The organism is Stutzerimonas stutzeri (assembly GCF_019090095.1).
In the GTDB taxonomy this organism is placed as follows: Bacteria; Pseudomonadota; Gammaproteobacteria; order Pseudomonadales; family Pseudomonadaceae; genus Stutzerimonas; species Stutzerimonas stutzeri_AN.
The window spans coordinates 1,209,603-1,232,092 of sequence record NZ_JAGQFP010000001.1; the positions used below are offsets into that span (position 1 = coordinate 1,209,603).

General features: G+C 62.3%; 22 protein-coding genes. 5 read left to right on the top strand and 17 right to left on the bottom strand.

The window, feature by feature from the left end:
* The first annotated feature begins 24 nt into the window (after nt 1–24).
* On the top strand, nt 25–690 hold the full coding sequence (locus tag KVO92_RS05185; protein ID WP_217474567.1) for a TetR family transcriptional regulator C-terminal domain-containing protein: 666 nt from the start codon (nt 25–27) through the stop codon (nt 688–690).
* Nucleotides 691–852: 162 nt separating this feature from the next.
* Here the strand turns inward: KVO92_RS05185 and KVO92_RS05190 are convergent, their stop codons facing one another.
* The 4 genes from KVO92_RS05190 to betT all read right to left on the bottom strand — a co-directional run bounded on the left by KVO92_RS05190 (nt 853) and on the right by betT (nt 6,470).
* Nucleotides 853–1,380, bottom strand: coding sequence for a nucleoside 2-deoxyribosyltransferase (locus tag KVO92_RS05190; protein ID WP_217474568.1), 528 nt, complete (start codon nt 1,378–1,380; stop codon nt 853–855).
* A 23-nt stretch (nt 1,381–1,403) separates the two neighbouring features.
* Nucleotides 1,404–2,498, bottom strand: coding sequence for a calcium:proton antiporter (locus tag KVO92_RS05195; RefSeq protein WP_217474569.1), 1,095 nt, complete (start codon nt 2,496–2,498; stop codon nt 1,404–1,406).
* A gap of 159 nt (nt 2,499–2,657) precedes the next feature.
* A complete protein-coding gene (betA, locus tag KVO92_RS05200; protein ID WP_217474570.1) occupies nt 2,658–4,334 on the bottom strand; it encodes a choline dehydrogenase in 1,677 nt (558 codons plus the stop codon).
* 66 nt (nt 4,335–4,400) lie between these two features.
* Nucleotides 4,401–6,470 carry a choline BCCT transporter BetT gene (gene betT, locus KVO92_RS05205; RefSeq protein WP_217474571.1) on the bottom strand — a complete coding sequence of 690 codons (2,070 nt, stop codon included), beginning with the start codon at nt 6,468–6,470 and terminating at the stop codon, nt 4,401–4,403.
* A gap of 369 nt (nt 6,471–6,839) precedes the next feature.
* On the opposite strand from betT, the gene tsaA reads away from it, so the two are divergent.
* Nucleotides 6,840–7,532 carry a tRNA (N6-threonylcarbamoyladenosine(37)-N6)-methyltransferase TrmO gene (gene tsaA / locus KVO92_RS05210; protein WP_217474572.1) on the top strand — a complete coding sequence of 231 codons (693 nt, stop codon included), beginning with the start codon at nt 6,840–6,842 and terminating at the stop codon, nt 7,530–7,532.
* A 289-nt stretch (nt 7,533–7,821) separates the two neighbouring features.
* Here tsaA and KVO92_RS05215 read toward each other — a convergent pair whose 3' ends face one another.
* The 8 genes from KVO92_RS05215 to KVO92_RS05250 form a co-directional block, all read right to left on the bottom strand.
* Complete coding sequence (locus tag KVO92_RS05215) at nt 7,822–10,359, bottom strand: penicillin acylase family protein (RefSeq protein ID WP_217474573.1); 2,538 nt, start codon at nt 10,357–10,359, stop codon at nt 7,822–7,824.
* 71 nt (nt 10,360–10,430) lie between these two features.
* Nucleotides 10,431–10,895: a DUF2489 domain-containing protein gene (locus KVO92_RS05220; protein ID WP_217474574.1), complete on the bottom strand. Its 465-nt coding sequence runs from the start codon at nt 10,893–10,895 to the stop codon at nt 10,431–10,433.
* Nucleotides 10,896–10,902: 7 nt separating this feature from the next.
* Nucleotides 10,903–11,094 carry an SEC-C metal-binding domain-containing protein gene (locus KVO92_RS05225; RefSeq protein WP_217474575.1) on the bottom strand — a complete coding sequence of 64 codons (192 nt, stop codon included), beginning with the start codon at nt 11,092–11,094 and terminating at the stop codon, nt 10,903–10,905.
* A gap of 8 nt (nt 11,095–11,102) precedes the next feature.
* Nucleotides 11,103–11,570, bottom strand: coding sequence for an LEA type 2 family protein (locus KVO92_RS05230; RefSeq protein ID WP_254621288.1), 468 nt, complete (start codon nt 11,568–11,570; stop codon nt 11,103–11,105).
* A 177-nt stretch (nt 11,571–11,747) separates the two neighbouring features.
* Nucleotides 11,748–12,485, bottom strand: coding sequence for an S-methyl-5'-thioinosine phosphorylase (locus tag KVO92_RS05235; protein ID WP_217474576.1), 738 nt, complete (start codon nt 12,483–12,485; stop codon nt 11,748–11,750).
* A gap of 14 nt (nt 12,486–12,499) precedes the next feature.
* Complete coding sequence (gene nagZ, locus KVO92_RS05240; RefSeq protein ID WP_217474577.1) at nt 12,500–13,498, bottom strand: beta-N-acetylhexosaminidase; 999 nt, start codon at nt 13,496–13,498, stop codon at nt 12,500–12,502.
* Between the two features lie 16 nt (nt 13,499–13,514).
* Nucleotides 13,515–14,039 (bottom strand): L,D-transpeptidase, encoded by a 525-nt coding sequence (locus KVO92_RS05245; RefSeq protein ID WP_217474578.1) that lies wholly within the window; start codon nt 14,037–14,039, stop codon nt 13,515–13,517.
* A gap of 39 nt (nt 14,040–14,078) precedes the next feature.
* Nucleotides 14,079–14,786, bottom strand: a complete 708-nt coding sequence (locus KVO92_RS05250) for a TetR/AcrR family transcriptional regulator (protein ID WP_217474579.1) — start codon at nt 14,784–14,786, stop codon at nt 14,079–14,081.
* A gap of 197 nt (nt 14,787–14,983) precedes the next feature.
* Here KVO92_RS05250 and lexA point away from each other — a divergent pair, with 197 nt between their 5' ends.
* Nucleotides 14,984–15,592: a transcriptional repressor LexA gene (gene lexA, locus KVO92_RS05255; protein WP_217474580.1), complete on the top strand. Its 609-nt coding sequence runs from the start codon at nt 14,984–14,986 to the stop codon at nt 15,590–15,592.
* Nucleotides 15,593–15,682: 90 nt separating this feature from the next.
* A complete protein-coding gene (gene sulA, locus KVO92_RS05260; RefSeq protein ID WP_217474581.1) occupies nt 15,683–16,159 on the top strand; it encodes an SOS-induced cell division inhibitor SulA in 477 nt (158 codons plus the stop codon).
* 68 nt (nt 16,160–16,227) lie between these two features.
* On the opposite strand, the gene KVO92_RS05265 is transcribed toward sulA, so the two are convergent.
* Nucleotides 16,228–16,464 carry a hypothetical protein gene (locus KVO92_RS05265; protein WP_021210136.1) on the bottom strand — a complete coding sequence of 79 codons (237 nt, stop codon included), beginning with the start codon at nt 16,462–16,464 and terminating at the stop codon, nt 16,228–16,230.
* A gap of 155 nt (nt 16,465–16,619) precedes the next feature.
* On the opposite strand from KVO92_RS05265, the gene KVO92_RS05270 reads away from it, so the two are divergent.
* Nucleotides 16,620–17,459 (top strand): DMT family transporter, encoded by an 840-nt coding sequence (locus tag KVO92_RS05270; RefSeq protein ID WP_217474582.1) that lies wholly within the window; start codon nt 16,620–16,622, stop codon nt 17,457–17,459.
* Between the two features lie 32 nt (nt 17,460–17,491).
* On the opposite strand, the gene KVO92_RS05275 is transcribed toward KVO92_RS05270, so the two are convergent.
* The 4 genes from KVO92_RS05275 to fadA form a co-directional block, all read right to left on the bottom strand.
* A complete protein-coding gene (locus KVO92_RS05275) occupies nt 17,492–18,010 on the bottom strand; it encodes a DUF6586 family protein (protein WP_217474583.1) in 519 nt (172 codons plus the stop codon).
* A 69-nt stretch (nt 18,011–18,079) separates the two neighbouring features.
* Entirely contained in the window at nt 18,080–20,692 is a 2,613-nt protein-coding gene (gene topA / locus KVO92_RS05280; protein ID WP_217474584.1) for a type I DNA topoisomerase, read from the bottom strand.
* A 308-nt stretch (nt 20,693–21,000) separates the two neighbouring features.
* Nucleotides 21,001–21,228, bottom strand: a complete 228-nt coding sequence (locus KVO92_RS05285) for a DUF1653 domain-containing protein (RefSeq protein ID WP_217474585.1) — start codon at nt 21,226–21,228, stop codon at nt 21,001–21,003.
* 76 nt (nt 21,229–21,304) lie between these two features.
* Nucleotides 21,305–22,480: an acetyl-CoA C-acyltransferase FadA gene (gene fadA / locus KVO92_RS05290; RefSeq protein ID WP_217474586.1), complete on the bottom strand. Its 1,176-nt coding sequence runs from the start codon at nt 22,478–22,480 to the stop codon at nt 21,305–21,307.
* Nucleotides 22,481–22,490: the final 10 nt, after the last annotated feature.

Sequence of the window (22,490 nt, forward strand, 5' to 3'; positions counted from 1 at the left end):
GTCGCCACCACAGGGAACGGACCCATGAACAGCTTCGACGCCACACTCACCCAGACGCCGCCCATCACCCGCAAACACACCGGCCGGATTCGCCAGAAGAACGAGGAACTGATCCTCGCGGCGGCGGCGGAAGAATTCGCCCGCTACGGCTACAAGGGCACGAGCATGAATGCCATCGCGCTGCGTGCCGCGCTGCCCAAGGCCAATCTGCACTATTACTTCACCAGCAAGCTCGGGCTGTACGTCGAAGTGATGAGGCATATTCTCGAGCTGTGGGACAACGCCTTCGACCATCTCACCGTTGAGGACGACCCGGCTACCGTGCTGGCAGCCTACATACGCGCCAAGATGGAGTTTTCGCGAAAACAGCCCCAGGCCTCGAAAATCTTCGCGATGGAGGTCATCAGCGGCTGCGAGCACCTTTCCGAGCACTTCAACGAGGACTACCGCGAATGGTTTCGCGGTCGCGCTGCGGTGCTCCAGGCCTGGAGTGATGCGGGCAAGATGGACCCGGTCGACCCCATGCACCTGATCTTCCTGATCTGGAGCAGCACCCAACACTATGCCGACTTCTCCGACCAGATCCGCCGCATCACCGGCCGCCGAGTGACCAAGGACGATTTCGCACGCGGTACCGAGACGCTGATCCAGGTCATCCTCAAGGGCTGCGGCCTGAAGCCTCCGGTATGAGTCTCGCAGCGTGCCGCCCGTCACAGGCACAGGGCCGCGGCGTACGCCGGCAGCCTATGGCCCGCTTGGTGAGCCGTTTCTGCGAGTGGCGCTAACCTACCCTAGCGGGCACCATGAGATCGCTTCGCTCGGCGCGAGTCCCGCGTCGAAGCGCCGCCTGCACTAGCGGTCGTCGATGGGCTTGGAGAGCGTCTCGCCCAGGCACCGCAGTGCTTCCCTCGGGCCGCCCACGACCAGCTGAGCCGGCACCGCCAGCATCAGGTTCAGCGGCAACTCGAATGCCTCCAGCTGCAAACCGTCGCAGTCGAAGCCGGGCTCCCCGCACAGGTGGGCAAAGCGCTGCTGCAGGCGCTCGGCATAGCTGCCAGCGCCCTCCAGGTAGCCGACCACCGGCTTGCCGAGCGCCACGGCATAACCCACCTCGAAGCTGGTGCCGCTGTCCGGCTCGCCGCCGCGGAAGAAATTCAGGTCCGCGAGCACGGCATCGGCCTGATTGAGCAGGTCCAGATTGGCCTGGTAGATCCAGGCCGCCTGTTGGCGCGGCTGAACAATGTGCGCTGGCACCTGCTTGTCCAGCGGGTACAGGCCGGTGAAGCCGAACTCGGTGCAGAGTGCCTTGAGCCGCTCGCCATGTTCGATGGCGTCCGGGCGGAATACGCCGGGCCCGGCGAGATAGATGCGTACGTCCATTAATGTCCGTCAGGCCGACCGGCTCAGAGGCCGATCAGCGAAAGCATGATGAAGGTGGCGAACAGCACGAAGTGGGTCATGCCCTCGATCGCGTTGGTCTCGCCGTCGTTGAGGTTGATGGCCGCGACGATCAGCGTGATGATGACCATCACCGTCTGTACGGGCGTCATCGCCATCTGGAACGGTTGGCCACTATACAGAGCCAGCGCTTCCATGACCGGCACGGTAAGGATGACCGTCGACAACGAGGCGCCGAGCGCAATGTTGACTACCGATTGCATGCGGTTGGCCAGTGCCGCGCGCAGGGCGGTGAGGATCTCCGGGCTGGCCGAAATCGCAGCGACCACGAGCGCCGCCAGCATGGGCGGCGCCCCGCTGCCTTTCAGGCTGACGCTCAGCGATTGCGACATCACCTCGGCCAGGGCACCGATCAGCACCACGCCGGCGCAGAGCAGGATGATCGAGCGGCTGCGGCTGGTCGGCGGCTGGTCGACATCCGGTTGCACCTTGCGACGGCGCTTTTTTTCGGGGTAGCTGTAGCTGAAGAAATAACTGTGCGCACCGACCTGCATGCGCAGGAACACGCCGTAGAGCAACAGCATCGCGCCGATGGTGAATGCCGAATACAGCCGCCAGTCGTCACGCGGAATGAATTCGGGTACCACCATCGATACGCCCATGGCGGTCAGGATCATCACGCTATAGGTGCGCGCCGAATCGTCGTTGTAGGGCTGTTCGCCGTGGCGCAGCCCGCCCAGCAGCGCAGCGAGGCCGAGGATGCCGTTGAGATCGAGCATCACCGCCGCGTAGATGGTGTCGCGCACCAGTGTGGGTGACGGCTCGTGGGACATCATGATGCCGAGGATCACCACTTCCACCAGCACCGCGGACAGCGTGAGGATCATGGTGCCGTAAGGATCACCGACCTTTTCGGCGAGAATTTCGGCATGGTGCGCCACCCGTACCGAGGCCAGCACGATGGTCAGCACCAGGACCGCCGTCGGCACCATCGCGGTCAGCCTGCCGCCATGGATGAGATAGCCCTCGAAGACATAAGCGAGTACCGCCATCACCAGCGCGGCGACCAGGAAGGCTTCGTCTTTCAGGGTCTGAAACATGCGGAAATCTCTTGAGGGCGTTTCGTCATCGGACGCGCCAAGCGACGGTAAATTTCCCTCGGACGGCACGGCTCGGATCGATGGCAAAGCCAATCCCGGCCGCTGCGAGCCATTCGCCCGCGGAAGCGTCACGGCCGAGGCCGCACTTCTCGCTACACCTCAGCTACGCAGCGGCGGCTGACGCACGGGCGCCCCATTGGCCACGTAATACGCGGCGGTGCTGCGCGGCAAGGGCTCGCGGCCCCGAATCCGGTCGGCGATCTTCTCGGCGATCATGATGGTCGTGGCATTGAGGTTGCCGGTGATGATCTGCGGCATGATCGACGCGTCCACCACGCGCAACCCTTCCACGCCATGCACACGCCCCTGCCCATCGACCACCGCCATCTCGTCCGGGCCCATGCGGCAGGAACAGGACGGGTGATAGGCCGTCTCGGCGTGCTCGCGTACGAAGGCATCCAGGTCGGCATCGCTTTGCGCCTGTGCCCCAGGGCTCAACTCTTTGCCGCGGTAGGGGTCGAGGGCCGGCTGCGCGATGATCTCGCGGGTCAGGCGAATGCCGTCGCGAAACTCCTGCCAGTCCTGCTCGTGGGACATGTAGTTGAACAGAATGCTGGGATCGACCCGCGGGTCGGTCGAGCGGATCTGAACGCGGCCGCGGCTGGGCGAACGCATCGAGCCCACATGCGCCTGGAAGCTGTGGCCATCGTGGGCGTTGCTGCCGTTGTAGCTGACGGCCACCGGCAGGAAGTGGAACTGGATATTCGGCCACTCGAATTCGTCGCGGCTGCGGATGAAGCCGCCGGCCTCGAACTGATTGCTGGCGCCTATGCCGGAGCCCAGGAACAGCCATTCGGCACCGATCGCCGGCTGGTTCCACCATTTCAGCGCGGGGTAAAGGGAAACCGGTTGTGTGCATTCGTACTGCAGGTACATCTCCAGATGGTCCTGCAGGTTCTGCCCGACGCCGGGCAGGTCATGCACGATATCGATGCTCAGCTCACGGAGCAGCGCAGCCGGTCCGACCCCTGAACGCTGCAGTATCTGCGGCGAGGCGATGGCGCCCCCGCACAACAGTATTTCGCGACGAGCACAAACGATGGTCGGCTGTTCCCGCCCGCGCAGGTATTTGACGCCCACGGCCCGCTTACCCTCAAAGAGAACCCGATCTGTCACGGCGTGCGTGACGATGGTCAGGTTCGGCCGCTCCTTGGCCTGGTCGAGGTAGCCCCGGGCGGTACTGGCGCGACGGCCATTGGGCGTCACCGTCCGGTCCATGGGGCCGAAGCCCTCTTGCTGGTAGCCGTTCAAATCCTCGGTCTTCGGGTAACCGGCCTGTACGCCGGCCTCGACCATGGCGTGGAACAACACATTGTTCCCGGCTTTGGGCGTGGTCACGCTGACCGGGCCCTCGCCCCCGTGATACTCGTTGGGACCGATGTCTCGGGATTCGGCTTTACGGAAGTACGGGAGGCAGTCGTGATAGCTCCAGTCCTCCAGCCCCGGGATCCTGGCCCAGTTGTCGTAGTCCAGCGCGTTGCCGCGGATGTAGCACATGCCATTAATCAGGGACGAGCCGCCCAACCCCTTGCCGCGGCCGCAATCCATGCGACGGTTGTTCATGTGCGGTTCAGGGTCGGTCTTGTAGGCCCAGTTGTAGCGCGTGCCCTGCAGCGGATAGGCCAGCGCAGCAGGCATCTGGGTGCGGAAGTCGAAACGGTAGTCCGGGCCACCGGCCTCGAGTAGCAGGACGCTGACCTCGGCATCTTCGGTCAGGCGCGCCGCCAGCGTGTTGCCGGCCGACCCGGCGCCGATGATGATGTAGTCGTACTCCATGATTCCTCCTTCGCGCTCGCGGCCCTTGTGGCGGAATGGCGAACTTGCCGGTTCGCCGTTTGGTGATTAGCTGACGCCTGGCGTGGTACCCGGCTCGGAGGTGCTGTCGGTCAGGCTGCCCTTCTCACGCTGCAGATGCAGGAACTCCATATGGTGCTCATAGTGATCGAGGACGTCTTCGATCAGCTGGCGTTTGGAGTAGCCCATCAGGTCATAGCCGAGACTGCCCTGGCGCAGATGGACTTCGAGGCGGTAGTAATGCGCCCGACTGCTTTGAGTACGCACCGCGAACGACGGCATGGCGCTGCGCACGGGCCAGATCTGGTAGGTGAAATCCTGCTCGCTGCCGAGATTGACGTTGAGCGCCAGGTGCTCGTTGCCCGCCTCGCCTTCGATGATTTCGACCGCCACGCCCTTGTCACCCAGCGCGAGGCGAATCTCCTCCATGGCCGGCTTGCACACCTCCTGCAGGTAGCGGCGAATCTGCGAACGGCTGGGGAAGCTCATCGCCCGCGAGAGCCGCTGGCTCCAGTTCATGTGCGCGTGCTCGAGCGTCGCCCGCCCGGACAGCTGGCCGGACAGGCTCTTCTGGTAGCTGTCGGCCATGACGCCTTCGACATGCAGGGCCTTGAACAACCCGACCATCATGAACAGCAGGACGATGGAAAACGGCAGCCCCATGATCACCACGGTCCCCTGCAACGCCGTCAGCCCGCCAGCGATCAGCAGCGCCAGGGTCAGTACACCGATGATGGCGGCCCACAGCACGCGCATCCAGACCGGCGCATCGCTGTTCACGTCCTTGAGGATCGAGGTGAAGTTGGACAGCACCAGCGAACCGGAGTCGCCCGAGGTAACGAAGAACACGATCGCCAGAACGGTCGCGACCGCGGTAGTCAAGCCGGCCCAGGGCATGCTCTGGAGAAACAGATAGATCGATGAACCCGGATTGCTCACGGCCTGCGTACCGAGTTCAACCGCGCCGTGCATGACCATGTCGATAGCGCTGTTCCCCATGATCGACATCCAGGCCATCATGAAGGCCAGCGGCAACAGCAACGTACCGACGACGAACTCACGTATCGTCCGCCCGCGCGAGATGCGCGCCAGGAACAGGCCGACGAACGGGCCCCACGCGATCCACCAGGCCCAGAAGAACACGGTCCAGGCGTTCAGCCAATCGGTGGGCTGGTCATAGGCATAGGTGTCGAACGACAGGCTGATGAAATTGGCGAAATAATCACCGATGTTCATCACCAGGGCGTTGAGCAGGAAGGTCGTCTTGCCCGCGAACAGCACGAACAACAACAGCAGGACCGCCAGCAACATGTTGAATTCGGAGAGTCGGCGGATGCCGCGCTCGACACCCGTGGCCGCCGAAATCGCCGAGAACACCACGATCAGCACCACCAGCACTGCCTGGGTGAAGGTGCCCTCCGGTATGTTGAAGATGTAGTTCAGGCCGAAATTGAGCTGAATGATGCCGATGCCCAGGCTGGTGGCGATGCCGAATACCGTGCCCAGCACCGCAGCTGTGTCCACGGTATGGCCGATGGGACCGTAGATGCCTTTGCCGAAGATCGGGTAGAGCGAGGAACGGATCGAGAGCGGCAAACCCTGACGAAAGCTGAAATAGGCCAGGGACATGCCCACCAGCGTATAAACCCCCCAGCCAGACAAGCCCCAGTGCAGAAAGGTCAGCTCCAGCGCATGACGCGCCGCCTGCACGGTACCGCCCTTGCCCACCGGGGGCTCGAGGTATTGGGTGATGGGCTCGGCGATGCAAAAGAACAGCAGGTCGATGCCGATGCCAGCCGAGAACAGCATGGCGGCCCAGGTGATGACGTTGAATTCGGGCTTGGAGTGATCCGGGCCCAGGCGGATCTTGCCGTAACGGCTGGTGGCAATGAGGACCACGAAAAGCAGGTAGCCCAGCACCGCGAGAAAGTAGAACCAGCCGAAGGTGTTGGATATCCAGCCTAGAACGGTGTTGATGACCGAAAGGGAGGAGGTCTTGAAAAACATCGCCCAGATGGCGAAAAGCACGATGGCGATTGCCGAACTGTAGAAAACCACCGGATTGATGCGATCCTGTGGTGGATTGGTGTTGCCGGGTGAGAGCTCAGCCTCGTTCATCAGTTCTATCTCCTGAACTTGTTCTGGCTTTTATGACATCGCAGAGCGATGAATCGCGTCAGGCTGTACGTGCTCGCAAGAGCCACGCCCGTGTGCGCCTGAAAAGCGGCGATGCCTCTTGGCACGCCTGAGTCTGCCGGCACGAGGCACGGCGCATGGAAGGGTGAAACGGAGCAGTAATACTCGAAAAATAGCCTATATCCGAAAAAAGGGCGGCTATTGTACAGATCCTCGCGGCGCCTTGCCCGAGCGCCGCGCGTACTCGTCCATTCGGGACGCCTCCTGGATAGTCGATACGGCCTCTTTGGTCCGCGCCCCAGCCACCACAGCGGGTAAGATGGCGGCCCACGTTTTCGCCGCGGCTTCGACATGTCTTACTCCGTTACCCCCATCGGCATTGTCCGCTCCTGCTTCAAGGAAAAGTTCGCCATCCCGCGCCAGCCGCAGCTGGCGCCGGCGGCGCGGGGCGTTCTGGAGTTGCATCCTCCTTTCGATCAAGCGCACGCCCTGGAGGGCCTTGAACGGGTGAGCCATGTCTGGCTGCTGTTCATGTTCCATCAGGCACTCGAGGCCGAGCCCCGCCTGCGCGTTCGCCCGCCGCGGCTGGGTGGCAATCGCATGGTCGGTGTGTTTGCGACACGCGCGACGCATCGTCCCAATGGCATCGGCCAGTCGGTGGTCAGGCTCGACGGGGTCGAGCCTGGCCGTCTTCATCTGTCGGGAATCGACCTGCTGGATGGCACGCCGGTGCTGGACATCAAGCCCTATGTCCCCTACGCCGATATCGTCGCCGAGGCGCGCAATGACCTGGCGGCCGACGCGCCCGAACCCATTGCCGTTCGCTGGACCGCAACGAGCCTGGAGCAGGTCCGTCGCGAGGAGAGTCGGCTCGAGCAGCCGTTGCAGGCGCTGGTCGAGCAGTGCCTGGCACAGGATCCGCGGCCGGCCTATCAGACGCCTGCCCCGGAGCGGCGTTACGGCACGCGGTTGTGGGATGTCGAGGTGCGCTGGCACTACCCCGATCCCGCCTCGATTACCGTCGTGGAAGTGACGCGGGTGTAGCGCCAGGCTTTGTACGAAAAGTGCCTGCGCTCGGTGATGCTGCATTGAAATCGCTCTGGTACGCCAGCCCGGTCAGAATGCTCATTTACACTGCGTAAACTGCGCTTCTTCGAGCGTTTTCGCCTGGCCTGACCTTCGCTCGACGACTTTTCGTACAGAGCCTAGTTCGCATCATGCCCACGCTCGGGCATGCCCCCGGCAAGCCGAACGCCTTTGCCCTCTGCAGACGCCCACCGGCCCGTATTACGGGACCGGCCCGGCCTCGTGCGACCTCGTCGCGGCGGGCCGCCTATGGACGTGCCGGGGTCAGCAGCAAGCGTTGGCTGCCGTAGACCTTGTCCAGGTTCTGCGACTGGAATGGAAAGCTCATGTAGCTGCCCTTCATCCAGGCCTCGATGCCGTCCGCATAGTGCGGGCTGGCCGGGTTGCCAGATTGGCCGGAACTGTTGAGCCCGATCATCGGCTCGTCGCGCCCGAAGTCGACGATGATGCGCATGGCCGGGATCAGCCAGGTATCGAAGTCGTCACCCCAGCGGTAGGCCGACACGTTCAAGGTGCTGTGATCGCCACCGGCCGGGTAGGGTCCGCGATCCAGGTAGTTGCTGATGGCCTTGATGCCGGCGCGCTGACTGGCGGGCAAGTAGGGAGCCAGCTGGGTGCTGCCGGTCTGCCAGGTATAGGTGTGCAGTTTTCCCCAGCGCCAGGCGTTGCGATCAGTGCCCAGCGCCGCCTCGAGACGGCCGACAGCCATCGCGAGGGCGCGCGCCAGTATCGCCGGCTTGTCTTCTTGCTGCGGGGTGTTCAGATCGTCCCAGAACGGGCTGTCGTCGCGGCCCAGCAAGTGATCGGCCTGCGCGGAGTACGAGGTGTTCGCTGTTTCCACGAGTGCCCGCCACGCGGCGCTGTTGTCGGGTCCCAACTCATCCAGGAACGTCTGGCGTGCGGATTCCATCAGGAAAGCCTCATACAGCGCCGCATCGGTCGAATCCGCACTGAGCTTGCCGTCGAATTTCAGCAGCCGTGACAAGGCTTCACGAGCCCGCCCTCGCTGAGGCTCGGCAAGCGCGTCAATGGCGGCCCGCAGCGGCTCGGCCATACCCGGCGCCTCGAGCATGGCTTGCAGCTTGGCGGCAAAGGTCGTCGTCTGGTTGTACTGCATCGCCACCGCGCTGCGGGTGTCCTGCTTACCACGCGCCAGCAGTTCACCGATGCGTTCAGCCCGCTCCGGGTAGAACCAGGAGTTGGACAACTGCATGCCATAGCCTTTGGGCACCGTGCGCTGGTTGGCCGTGGCCAACCAGCCTTGCGCCGGGTCCTGATCGTAGGGATGCAGCATGGGATCGGCGAAGCCGTCCCAGTCGTACTGCCCGTCCCAACCCGGCGAGGGCACCAACCCCAGGCCTTCGCGGCGATTCGGGTAGCGCCCCGTTACCTGCCAGCCGGTGCTCTGCTGGTCGGCGAAGACAATGTTCAGCGCAGCCGCCCGAATCTCGCGGGTTGCCTCGAATGCCTCATCTACCGATTGGGCACGACTCAAGTCGAAAAATGCATCGAGCGACTGATCGGCTTCGAACTGGATCGTCTTCAATGCCAGTCCGTAACCACTGCTCAGCTGCAGCGGTTGCAGAGGATGCTTGCGTTCGCCCAGCACGCTGTTCAGCAAAGGCCCGTTACGGGTCTCGTAGACCGTTTCGCGGACCGGTCGCTCTCCCTTTATGAAGAAGGTTTCATGACGCTCACGCGCCGGCACCCACTTGCCGTCGGCCAGATACATAAGGCGCCCGCCTTCGCGGCGCACCTGCTCCAGGAACACGTCCTGGGTGTCGCCCATGACCATGGTCATGCCCCAGCCCAGCTTGCCGTTGAAGCCGGCAACCACAGCAGGAACGCCTGCGATCGTCACCCCCGCGGCCTGGAATTTCGGAGAGCGGATCTGCACGAAGTTCCAGTACGAGGGCATCGACAGCGGCAGATGCGTGTCGTTGGCCATCAGCGGCTTGCCGCTACGGGTGTTGCTGCCGGATACCGCCCAGTTGTTGGAAGCCGCGACACCCAACATGTTCAACGAAGCCACCTGCGCCGCCGCACTGTCGAGAGCGGCAAGTCCGGGTATCGCGCCACCCAGTTTCAGGCCCTTCAGCTTGTCCGCCTCGGCGAACGGAAGCGGCTCGTCGGGGTAAGTGGGGAGCAACCAGGCGAGCTTGTCGCTGCCAACTTTCTGCGCCATGGCCAGCGACGCGATCTCTTCCTGAAGATTGACCGCAAGGCCGAAATTCAACAGACAGAACACCAGCACCGAATCTTCAGGCTTCCAGTATTCGGGCGTGTAACCGGCGGCCGCCAGATCCATCGGCAGTTTGTCGCGATGACGGAACAGGTAGGCGTTGACGCCCCGCGCGTAAACCTCGAAAAAACGCTTCATACGCGGCGAGCTGTCTCGATACAGCAACGCAGCGCTTTGCTTCAGGTTCGCCGCACGCATGAAGCGGTCGATCTCCAGCACGCCCGGGCCTGCCATTTCCGCCAGCCGCCCTTCGGCCATGAGGCGCAGGCTGACCATCTGGCTCAGCCGATCGGTGGCGTGCACGTAGCCCAGCCCGAACAAGGCATCGTGGAAGGTCGCGGTCTCGATCAGTGGCATCCCCAGCGTATTGCGCCGAATGCTCACGCTCTTGTCCAGGCCGGTGATCGCTTGAACGCCCTGTGCCGGCGGCAGGCTGTCCGCGTAGCGACTGTCCAGATACGGCTGGCAGCCCACGAGCCCACCGGCGACCAATGCCGCGCCGAGGGTCAGACAAGGCAGAAAAAACGGCAGACGCAACGACATCGACGGCTCCTTGCAGACAGGGCGCTATGGGGAAGAAAGGACAGAGGCTATGGTGGTCAGCGCCGCCGTGCTCAGGCGGCTTCGCGGTTCTTCGGCAAGACTTCGTCAAGGAGCCAGCGAGCCGAACGACGGGCCTCGGCCTTGTGTTGCAACTCCAGCGCGCTGAAGTTGGCTTCGTAGCGGCGACGCTCGGCTTTGTCCAACGCCTTCCAGGCAGCATGGGTCGGCACCTGCTCGGTGGCTTCGAACAGCACCTGGAAGACCTGGCAACGCGGATTCTGGCCCAGGTTGGAATCGTAATTGTCCAGCAGGACCTTGATCCGTATCGCGCCCTCGATCAGCGGTACCTGCTCATCGAGCAGGCTGCTGGCAAGCACTCGCAGATCGGCCGCAAGGGCGGCGTGCTGCTGTGCCTGCTGCTCGGCGATCGCCTGCTCCCTGCGCCAGACCTTACGCCATAAGTGCAGCGCGTAGCCGGCCAGCGCGGCGATCAACAGCACACCGGCGGCGAGGAGCCCGATGGCGAGGGGTGTCATGAGCGGATCAGGCCCCGTGGCACTTCTTGAATTTTTTCTGACTGCCACACGGGCAGGGATCGTTACGACCGACATCCTTCAGCGGATTGCGGACCGGATCATGGCTGTGGTTGCAATGCGGACCGTGGACATGGTCATGCTGCGCATGGTCGTGATCGTGATTGCAATCAGGACCGTGTACGTGGGTTTCGTGGTTCATCGATGTCGCTACTCCGGAATAAAGTTGCCGGGAATTATCTCGCCATTGGTGGCGATGTGCACGCGCCGTCCAGCCAGTAGCCCCGTTTTCAACTCACCTTCCAGACGATAGGCGATGGGCCGGTCTGGCTTCTCCAATAGCCTCACGATGTATTTCATGTGCCGCCAGAGATTGGTCTGAACCGGGACCTCGTAGTAGCCGAAGCCATGCGCAGGCACCGTGGCCCAGCCACTGGACTCACCGCTGGCCAATTCGACGTCGTTGAGATGCACCCGATAGACGAGGCCGCGAACCGGCAAGCTCTGCTCATTGGGGTTGTCGATTCGGAACCGCAGCATGAACTGCTGTTCGAGAAGCCTGGCCTTGATGATCTCGACGTCGGCGAGCTGCACGCGGGGGTCCTGGAAATCGCTGCTGAACCAGGTCGAACACCCGGCAAGCGCGGACAGCAAACCCAACATAACCACCGCTTTCATCGTTCTTCTTATAACTGCGTGGCAAGGCATTCCGGTACTCCAAAGGACGGCCAAGTGTAGCAAGCGGCAGATTGGCTGCAATGGGTGCTCAGCGAAAATAGCAGCGACTTTTCACGCCCCTGCCATCATCGCCAACGGCCGTCGCGACTCCACCCGAAAACACCGGCGCTGGACGCATCAGCCGGCAAGCGCACGCGCCAGCACGGCACGTGTCTTGACGATTCCATCAGCCAGAGCCGCCTCGATCTCCGCCATGGTAATGACGCCCTGGGTTTTGCCAGCAGCCGGATTGACCACCAGTGCCAGGCACGCGTACGGCAGCTCGAGCTCGCGGGCCAGTACCGCTTCGGGCATGCCCGTCATACCGACGATATCGCAGCCGTCGCGCTCCATTCTGGCAATCTCGGCCACCGTCTCCAGCCGTGGGCCTTGAGTACAACCATAGACCCCATGGCTGCTGAACAGGTAACCCTCGGCGGCCAGACCGGCAATCAGACGCTGGCGCAACGGCTCATCGTAGGGGTAGCTGAAGTCGATATGGGTAACGTGCTCGATATCCCCTTCGAAGAAGGTATGCGCACGGCCATAGGTGTAGTCGATCAGCTGGTGCGGCACGCAAAGGTGCCCTGCTCCCATCGCCGAGTGAATGCCGCCGACAGCATTGACCGCGATGATCGCCTGCGCACCCGCCTGCCGCAGCGCCCAGAGATTGGCGCGATAGTTCACCTGGTGCGGGGGGATCCGGTGCGGATGGCCATGACGAGCCAGGAACAGCACCTCCCGACCGGCGTAGGTGCCGCGCAGAACATCGGCCGAAGGAGCACCATAGGGCGTTTCCATCGGCACCGCTTCGTCCAGGGCAAGGCCGGGCAGCTCGGTCAGGCCGGTGCCGCCGATAATGGCATAGACAGTCATCTGGTTTCCTTGAGTCAAACGATCAGTTCGGCGGCTTTCAGCGCCGCAACGGACGCGCGCCAGCGCGGGTCCTGCTTGTATTCCAGCGAAACGGACGTACGCCTGCGCATGTTTGCCAGTGCGGGGGACGGCTGCGTACCAAGCCGCTGTAGCGCCGACAGCGCCAGCTCGGCAGCGCCTCGATCATTGCATACAAGGCCCATGTCGCAGCCTGCCGTCAGCGCAGCCTCGATCCGGCTCGCGGCATCGCCGACGACATGCGCACCCGCCATGGACAGGTCATCGCTGAAGATCACGCCGCGAAAGCCCAGTTCATTGCGCAACACATCCTGCAGCCAGCGGCGGGAAAACCCTGCGGGCTTGTCATCCACCTGCGGATAGATCACGTGCGCGGGCATAACGGCGTCCAGCTCACTCGACAGGCGCTGGAACGGAACCAGATCGCCACCGCGCAGCTCATCCAGCCCGCGCTCATCGACCGGAATGGCGACATGCGAGTCGGCTTCGGCCCAACCATGACCTGGGAAATGCTTGCCCGTAGCCGCCATCCCCGCACGGTGCATGCCCTTGATGAAGGCTCCGGCCAACGCGGTGGCACGCTCAGGATCGCCCTCGAAGGCCCGGCTACCCACGACGGCGCTGCGCTGATAGTCAAGGTCGAGCACCGGCGCGAAACTGAAGTCCAGACCTACGGCCAGGACCTCGGTCGCCATCACCCAGCCACAGAGTTCAGCCAGGCGCTCAGCATCAGGGCGTGTAGCGAACTCGCGCATCGCCGGCAGGCGCACTAAATCGCGCCGCAGCCGCTGCACCCGGCCGCCCTCTTGATCGACGGCCAACAGGATGTCGGGGCGTACGGCACGGATCGCGCGACACAGCTCCTGCACCTGGTGCAGGTTATCGATATTGCGGGCGAACAGAATGAGTCCGCCTACTTCCGGCTGGCGCAGTATCTGGCGATCCTCGGCGGTCAGCCAGGTACCGGCGATGTCCAGCATCAGTGAGCCTTGCATGATAGTGGGCAAATCCTTAATTCAGCGTTGCACTCGACCAGTCAGGACGGGCTGCTTCCTCTATCTGCACGGCACAGCCAGCCGGCACTCGAGGAAAAAGGTCGAGCAGATCGACATTGCGCAGCCTGATGCAACCATGGGAGAGCGGCACACCCATGGGTTCGGAATCAGGCGTGCCATGCAAATAGATGTAACGGCGAAACGTATCGACCGGGCCCAGACGATTGAACCCCGGCTCACAACCGCTGAGCCAAAGAATCCGGGTCAGGATCCAATCGCGGCCCGGGAACTGCTCATGCAGCGCCTGATTCCAGACCTCGCCGGTCCACCGACGGCCGCGCAGAACGGCACCGAGGGGCAGCCCATCGCCGATGCGCGCACGCACCTGATGGCGGCCACGCGGGGTACAACCGGAACCATTGCGCTCGCCAACGCCGTTACGTGCAGTGGACACAGGCAAGCGGAGACACAGCCTGCCTTCGGAGAATCCGTACAGCAGCTGGTCGGCAATCGAGATATGAATGAAATCGAGATCAGGCATGGGCGGCAAGCTTAGCCGATACGCCCATGCCCATGCACCTCACCCCTTGGCGGGCATCGCCAGGGCGTTACGACGAGCGACCGGATGCGCCTGTGCCAGGCTCTCATCGACCACACCGGAGTCGGCACGCATCCCGGCCGCCAGGAAGGGCACCATCATGCGCATGACCTGCTCGATGGACGTCTTGGCGCCGAAATCATTCTCCGCGATCGCACGCAACGCCTTGATACCGGACATGCTGAACGCAGCCGCACCCAGCATGAAGTGCACGCGCCAGAAAAGTTCGATCGGCGGAATGGATGGAGCGGCCTCATGGACGCGCATCATGTAGCGGCGAAATACTTTGCCGTACATGTCTTCGAGATAGCGTCGCAGGTGACCTTGGCTCTGACTGAAGGACAGGCCCAGCAGGCGCATGAAGATCGACAGGTCATCACCGCTGCGCGGCGTCACGGCGAGTGCCTGATCGACCAGAATCTCCAGGAGCTCCTCGAGATTTTCCTTGCGGTCGGACTCCGCCTCACGTCGATCCAGCTCACGCTCCAGACTGGCGCAGAACGGGCCGAGGAAGCGTGAGAAAACCGCCTGGATAAGCGCCTTCTTGGAGCCAAAGTGATAGTTCACCGCCGCCAGGTTCACGCCGGCCTTGCTGGTGATCAGGCGCAACGAAGTCTCGGCGAAGCCCTTCTCGGCGAATAGCTGTTCCGCCGCGTCCAGAATACGCTCCACTGTTTCAGACTGCGCCATGCCCCCTCCCCTGACAAACACTCGTTTGAAACTTACGTTTCAACCTACTTCAAGTCAACCACGAAAAGCGTTCGATGACCCCAATGGGCCTCGCAAAGCTTGCACCAAGCCGCCTCGGCCCTCAACCAAACAAAGATTGCCAAGCACCAAGCACTGTATATAATCCCAGTCACTGTATAAAAGAACAGAGACCGCTCATGATCAAGCTCACCCCTCGCCAGTCGGAAATCCTCGCCTTCATCAAGCGCTGCCTGGAAGACAATGGCTATCCGCCGACGCGCGCGGAGATCGCTCAAGAGCTGGGTTTCAAGTCGCCCAATGCGGCCGAGGAACACCTCAAGGCGCTCGCTCGCAAGGGCGCTATCGAGATGACGCCCGGCGCGTCGCGCGGGATACGTATTCCAGGTTTCGAACCCGCCACCGAAGAGAGCGGGTTGCCGATCATTGGCCGGGTCGCGGCCGGAGCCCCCATCCTCGCGCAGCAACATGTCGAGGAGTCCTGCCAGATCAACCCTTCATTCTTTCAGCCGAAGGCCGATTACCTGTTGCGGGTCCGAGGCATGAGCATGAAGGACATTGGCATATTCGACGGCGACCTGCTTGCAGTGCATACCACCCGTGAAGCACGCAATGGGCAGGTGGTGGTGGCACGCATCGATGATGAAGTCACGGTCAAGCGTTTCAAGCGTGAGGGCAGCAAGGTCTGGCTACTCGCCGAGAATGCCGAGTTCGCTCCGATCGAAATCGACCTTGAGCAACAGGAGCTGGTTATCGAGGGCCTGAGCGTCGGCGTGATACGTCGCTGACCAATCACCGAAACGTGACGCAGGCAAGACGAGGCTGTTCAACAAGTATTGGCAATGCAGGACGTTTCGACGCCTGCTAAGGAGAGGTGTATGCAGTACCAACCCCAACCCATCGCAGGCCAGCCACCCCAACTTTCGTTGTTCGAAGGGCTGATCGCGCACAGCCTGGCACCATTCGCTAGCGTTGCCTGCACCCCGCAACCTGCCGATGATCGCTTGAGCGAAATGACACTGAGCGGTCGCGAAGATCACTGCCGACTGCTGCTTGCGCCCATCTTGCGCGAGTTCAGCGAGGCGACCGATACACGGTGGCTGACCTTGATCGCGCCGCCTGCCGCCCTTTCGCAAAGCTGGCTGCGCGAAGCCGGGCTCAACCGCGACCGCATTCTGTTGCTGCAGGCCCGCGAGACACAGGCCACGCTCGAATTGGCCTGCAAGGCATTGATGTCCGGCTGCAGCCACACGGTAATCACCTGGTTTCCGCGCCTGGACAAAGCGAGCCGACTGAAGCTCTGCGTGGCGGCGGAGCAAGGCAACGCACAGAGCCTGAATATACGCCTGGGATAATCCGCCCAATCGCTCGGCATATGGATGTGCCGGAACAGCGCCGTTGAACCTTTAATCAGCCCGCTTAATCAATGCAGTACGCGCGGACCTTCCTCTTCCCGCTCGAATTCCCCTTCCGATACCCGCCCCGCCATCTGCACACCGACGTTGAACATCGCCTTGGCAATTTCGACATGCTGACCTTGCAGAAACACCTTGGCATCGTCGGAGAAATCCAACGTTACCAGTACGCCCTCATCCTCAGCACGACGCAAAACGATACTGCCGTCGGGTAGCTCGACGATTTCCAAAAAAGACGTTGGCATGAGTCTGCTCCCCGTTAAACGGCGCATTGTACCAGCCGACCGCCCCTCAGGCAGCCTTGGCGTCGCCAACAAGCGGATGCGCCTCACATCCGATGCTGGCAGCCTGCGGTAATGGCACAGTACGATGCCCGCTGTATCCTCGGCCGGCCACTCGAATGACCGCTAGAACTCTGCTGCTGACGGCGTTGGCCATGCTCGCCTTTGCAGGCAACTCGCTGCTTTGCCGAGCCGCACTGCGCGACAGCCAAATCGATCCCGCCAGCTTCACTGCACTGCGCCTGTTTGCTGGCGCGCTGGTGTTGTGGCTGCTACTGCGTACTCGCAAGCGCGCCACCACGGTGCCTGGCAACTGGGCAGGCGCCTGTTCACTGTTCATCTATGCTGCGGCGTTTTCTTATGCCTACCTGCACCTCGATGCGGGCGCCGGCGCACTGCTGCTGTTCGGCGCCGTACAACTGAGCATGATCACCTGGGGCCTGTTCAAGGGGGAGCGCCTGCATCGTTTGCAGCTGGTCGGGCTGGTACTGGCGGCCGCCGGGCTGGTCGCGCTCCTGCTGCCCGGCGCGAGCACGCCGTCCTTGTCGGCATCATTGTTGATGGTGCTGGCAGGTGTGGCGTGGGGCGCCTATTCGCTATTGGGCAAGGGAACGCCCGATCCGCTCGCCGCGACCGCCGGCAACTTCATCCGCACACTCCCCATCGCGGCCATGCTGTGCCTGCTGGCGCTGGGCTCGCTGGAATGGGACAGCGCCGGCGTGCTGTATGCCCTGCTATCCGGAGGCATTACCTCCGGTATCGGCTATGCGATCTGGTATGCGGCAATGCCTGGACTGGCCGCCATACAAGCGGCCAGTGTGCAGCTGAGCGTTCCACTCCTCACCGCACTGGCAGGGAGCGCGCTACTGGGCGAAACCTTGACGGGAAGATTGATTCTGGCGGGGGTCGCGATCCTGGGCGGCATCGCCCTGGTGCTGCGATACAAGTACCGGGCGTGACGCCACACCGGGCTGCTCGATTCACGCTTTACCTACCACTCGGTAAGCGACTCGCGAAAGCGCAACGCCAGTGCCTTCAGATTGCCTCGCCAGGCTTCCACCTCAGTGCGCCCGATAGCCGGCACGTCTTCCTCCACGCTAACCGCCTCGATCAAGGGCAGGGTCGGGTCGGTCTTGGCCTTGGCCGGGGGGCGCGGCGGTTCGAACAGTGCCGCATAGGCCTTCAGCAATTGGGCTAGCCAGGTTTCGGAGTGTTCGGCCAGCTCGATCAGCTCGGCCAGCTCCGGGCTCGGCGATGCATTGCTCGGCGAACGCACCAGCAGCATCTCCACCCGCGATGCATTGGCGCCGGGCAATCGGTAATAGCCGGCGATTTCGTGGCATAACCCCAGCAGCGCGCCGTAGAGATGAAACAGACACGCCTCTCGCTCGGCCTGGATCACGCCCGGTGCGTTCATCGCGCCGTTATCCTCGGCCCGCCGCCAACTCTCGAGCGCCAGCCCGGCGAAATAGATTTTCTGGTTGGTGCGGGTATACAGCTCGTGAGCCATGGCGACGGTCTCCAGATGTTGAACGTGACGGATTGGAACCGGTTATCCGGCTCCAATCCAGCGCAGCGCTTATTTACCGGTGCTCTTGTCTTCGACCTTCCATTTTCCGCCATCGAAGAAGGCTTTCCAGCCAGTCGGTTTGCCGTTGACCTCGGTTTGCACATATTGCTCCTTGGTCTTGCGGCTGAAGCGAATGACCGCTGGGCGGCCTTCCGGATCTTTCTGCGGCGCGCTCAGCAGGAAGTGGTACTTCGGATCGATTTCATCCTTGTGCGGGATCAGCTCCTGCACCAGCGGCGCGCGAGTCTCGCGGTTCTTCGGGAACTGGCTGGCCGCCAGGAACAGGCCGGACGCTCCGTCGCGCAGAACATAAGTATCGTCGACCTTTTCGCACTTGAGCTCGGGCATTTTCACCGCATCCATCTTCGGCGGCGCGGCTTCGCCGTTGCGCAACAGCTTGCGGGTGTTCTTGCACTCGGCGTTGGTACAACCGAAAAACTTGCCGAAACGGCCGGTTTTCAGCTGCATTTCGCTGCCGCACTTGTCGCACTCCAGGCTCGGGCCTTCGTAGCCCTTGATGCGATACTGCCCCTCTTCGATCTCGTAACCACTGCAATCGGGATTGTTGCCGCAAATATGCAGTTTGTGGCTCTCGTCGAGCAGATAGGCATCCATCGCCGTGCTGCAGATCGGGCAGCGGTGTTTGCCAAGCAGTACGAGGGATTCGGACTCGCCCTCGTCGTCGGCGGCGATTTCGTCACCCGGAATCAGATTGACGGTGGATTTGCAGCGTTCTTTCGGCGGCAGGCTGTAGCCGGAGCAACCGAGGAACACGCCCGTGGATGCGGTGCGAATCATCATCGGCCGGCCGCAGACCTTGCACGGGATGTCGGTCAGCGTCGGCTGATTGGCACGCATGCCGTTCTCGCTGGCTTCGGCCACTTCGAGCTTTTTACGGAAATCGCCATAGAACTCGTCGAGCAGGTGCTTCCACTCACGCTCACCTTGGGCGACATCGTCGAGGTTCTCCTCCATGCCGGCGGTGAACCCATAGTCCATCAGGTTGTTGAAGCTCTCGGACAGGCGCTCGGTGACGATGTCGCCCATTTTTTCGGAATAGAACCGGCGGTTGTGCAACGACACGTAGCCGCGGTCCTGAATCGTCGAGATGATCGCTGCGTAAGTGGATGGACGACCGATCCCGCGCTTTTCCATTTCCTTGACCAGGCTCGCTTCGGAGTAGCGCGCCGGCGGCTTGGTGAAGTGCTGGCTCGGGTCGAGCTTGACCAGCTTCATCCCGTCGCCCTTGTTCATTTCCGGCAGTACATCGTCCTCGCCGCTCTTGCTCTGCTGCGGCATCACCTTGGTGTAACCGTCGAACTTCAGGATCCGCCCCTTGGCACGCAACTCGAAGTTGCCGGCGGCGACGGTAACGCTGGTCGACAGGTACTGCGCCGGCGGCATCTGGCAGGCCACGAACTGTCGCCAGATCAGGTCATAGAGACGCTCGGCATCGCGCTCCATACCCGATAGCTGAGCGGGGCGCAGGTTGACGTCCGATGGGCGAATCGCTTCGTGGGCCTCTTGCGCGCCTTCCTTGCTGGAATAGAAATTCGGCTTCTCCGGCAGGTACTTGTTGCCGAACTCATCCTCGATGAAGGTACGCACCATGCTCAAGGCGTCGGCCGACAAGTTGGTCGAATCGGTACGCATGTAGGTGATGTAGCCGGCTTCGTAGAGCCGCTGCGCCATCATCATGGTCTTCTTCACGCCGAAGCCGAGGCGGTTGCTCGCCGCCTGCTGCAGAGTCGATGTGATGAACGGCGCGGAAGGCTTGCTGCTGGTCGGCTTGTCCTCGCGCTTGGCAACGCTGTAGCTCGCCCCCTTGAGCTGCTCCAGGGCGGCCATGGCATGGCCTTCGTTCAGCGGCTTGAACGCCTCGCCATTCTCGCGAGCGACCTCGAAGCGGACCTTGGCGTTATCAGCCGTGGCGAGATCGGCATGGACTTCCCAATACTCTTCGGGAACGAAGGCGCGAATTTCTCGCTCACGCTCGACGACCAGCTTTACGGCAACCGACTGGACGCGGCCGGCGGACAGGCCGCGGGCGATCTTCGACCAGAGCAACGGTGAAACCATGTAGCCGACCACCCGGTCGAGAAAACGCCGTGCCTGCTGCGCGTTGACCCGGTTGATGTCCAGATCGCCCGGCTTGGAGAAGGCTTCCTGAATCGCCTTCTTGGTGATCTCGTTGAACACGACACGCTTGTAGCGGCTGTCGTCGCCACCGATGGATTCGCGCAGGTGCCAGGCGATGGCCTCCCCTTCTCTATCCAAGTCGGTCGCGAGATAGATGGTGTCGGCTTCCTTGGCCAGGCGACGAAGTTCTTCGATCACCTTCTCCTTGCCGGGCAGGATTTCGTACTTGGCCTTCCAGCCATGTTCGGGATCGATACCCATGCGGGCGAACAGCTGGCGCTTGGCCTTTTCCTTCGGCGACAACGCTGGCGCTTCGGCGGCCGCGGCCTTGCCGCGCTTGACCGGTTCCTTGTTGGCAGAGCCGCTGGTGGGAAGGTCGCGGATGTGGCCGATACTCGACTTCACCACGTACTGGTTGCCCAAATACTTGTTGATTGTCTTGGCCTTGGCCGGTGATTCCACGATGACCAGCGATTTACCCATGGAGAGGAGAGTTCCTGAATCGAGAGGTGAACTGAAAATATTGAACTGGCAGAAGCCAAACACCGCAAAAGCGCCCAGCCTGACAGGAAGAAGCGAAGCAGTCTTTTCAGGGACTGCAAGAGCATTCCATTGCTCCGAAATCTTTCATACCACGGCCAAGTCAGGTGACAACCTGGCGGCCGGGCAATGGTTTTTACCGCTTGGGACCGAGAGCATTTGCGTTGGCTCGGCCCGAAAGCACCGCTATATATAGTGGTGACCGAGCCGAGGTCAAGCTTGAGGGTTAAGCCAACGACCCGACTCTTGCGTCAGAAACGACTGGGCTCCGCCTCGATCAGCGCGAAACGAGGCAGCGTTTCACCGTCGACTTCCACCGTTTCGTTAAACATCGAAAGCGGGCGCACCCAAAGGCCGAAATCGCCATACAGCGCCTGATAGAAAACCATCGCTTCCTCCGTCTCGGAGTGCCGCGCAACCGCATATACCCGATATTCGGGGCCCTTGTAATGACGATAACGGCCTGGCGTGACCTGCATCTCGACTGCCTCTGAAAAACCATCTACAAAATGAAAACCGGGGCACGAGGCCCCGGTTTTCGTGTCACCGCACAGCTTAGACGCGTTCGAACACCGTGGTGATACCTTGGCCAAGGCCAATACACATGGTGGATACACCCAGGGTACCGCCCTTCTGCTTCATCACGTTGAGCAGGGTGCCGGAAATACGTGCCCCGGAGCAACCGAACGGGTGACCCAGCGCGATGGCGCCGCCGTGCAGGTTGACCTTCTGCTCCATCTTGTCGAGCAGCTTGAGGTCCTTGAGCACAGGCAGAGCCTGGGCAGCGAAGGCCTCGTTGAGTTCGACGAAGTCGATGTCGTCCATGGTCAGACCGGCACGCTTGAGCGCCTTCTGCGTGGCCGGTACCGGGCCGTAGCCCATGATGGCCGGGTCGACACCTGCCAGAGCCATGGAGCGGATCACGGCCATCGGCTGGATGCCCAGATCCTGCGCGCGCTGCGCCGACATGACGATCATGCACGAGGCACCATCAGTGATCTGCGAGGAGGTACCCGCGGTGACGGTGCCGCCCTTCGGATTGAAGGCAGGCTTGAGCGCGGCCAGGCTCTCGAGGGTGGTTTCCGGACGAATGGTTTCATCGTAGTCGAAGACCTTGAGGAAACCGTTCTCGTCGTAGCCTTCCATCGGGATGATTTCATCCTTGAACATGCCATCGACGGTTGCCTGATGCGCCAGGCGATGCGAACGCTCACCGAAGGCATCCTGCTGTTCGCGAGTGATGCCGTGCATCTTGCCCAGCATCTCGGCGGTCAGCCCCATCATGCCGGACGCCTTGGCTGCGTACAGCGACAGCTGCGGGTTCGGATCGACACCGTGCATCATGCCAACGTGGCCCATGTGCTCGACCCCACCGACGACGAAGACATCACCGTTGCCGGTCATGATCGCCTGGGCGGCCGTGTGCAGCGCGCTCATCGACGAGCCACACAGGCGGCTGACGGTTTGCGCGGCGCTGGTGTGGGGAATGCGGGTCAGCAGCGAGGCCATGCGGGCAATGTTCCAGCCCTGCTCCAGGGTCTGGTTGACGCAGCCCCAGATCACGTCTTCCACTTCGGCCGGGTCGACCTTGGGGTTACGTGCCAGCAAGCCATCGATCAGGTGCGCGGACATGGTCTCGGCGCGGGTGTTGCGGTGCATGCCGCCCTTGGAACGACCCATCGGGGTACGGCCGAAGTCGACAATGACGACGTCTCTCGGATTAAGGCTCATATTCTTTCCT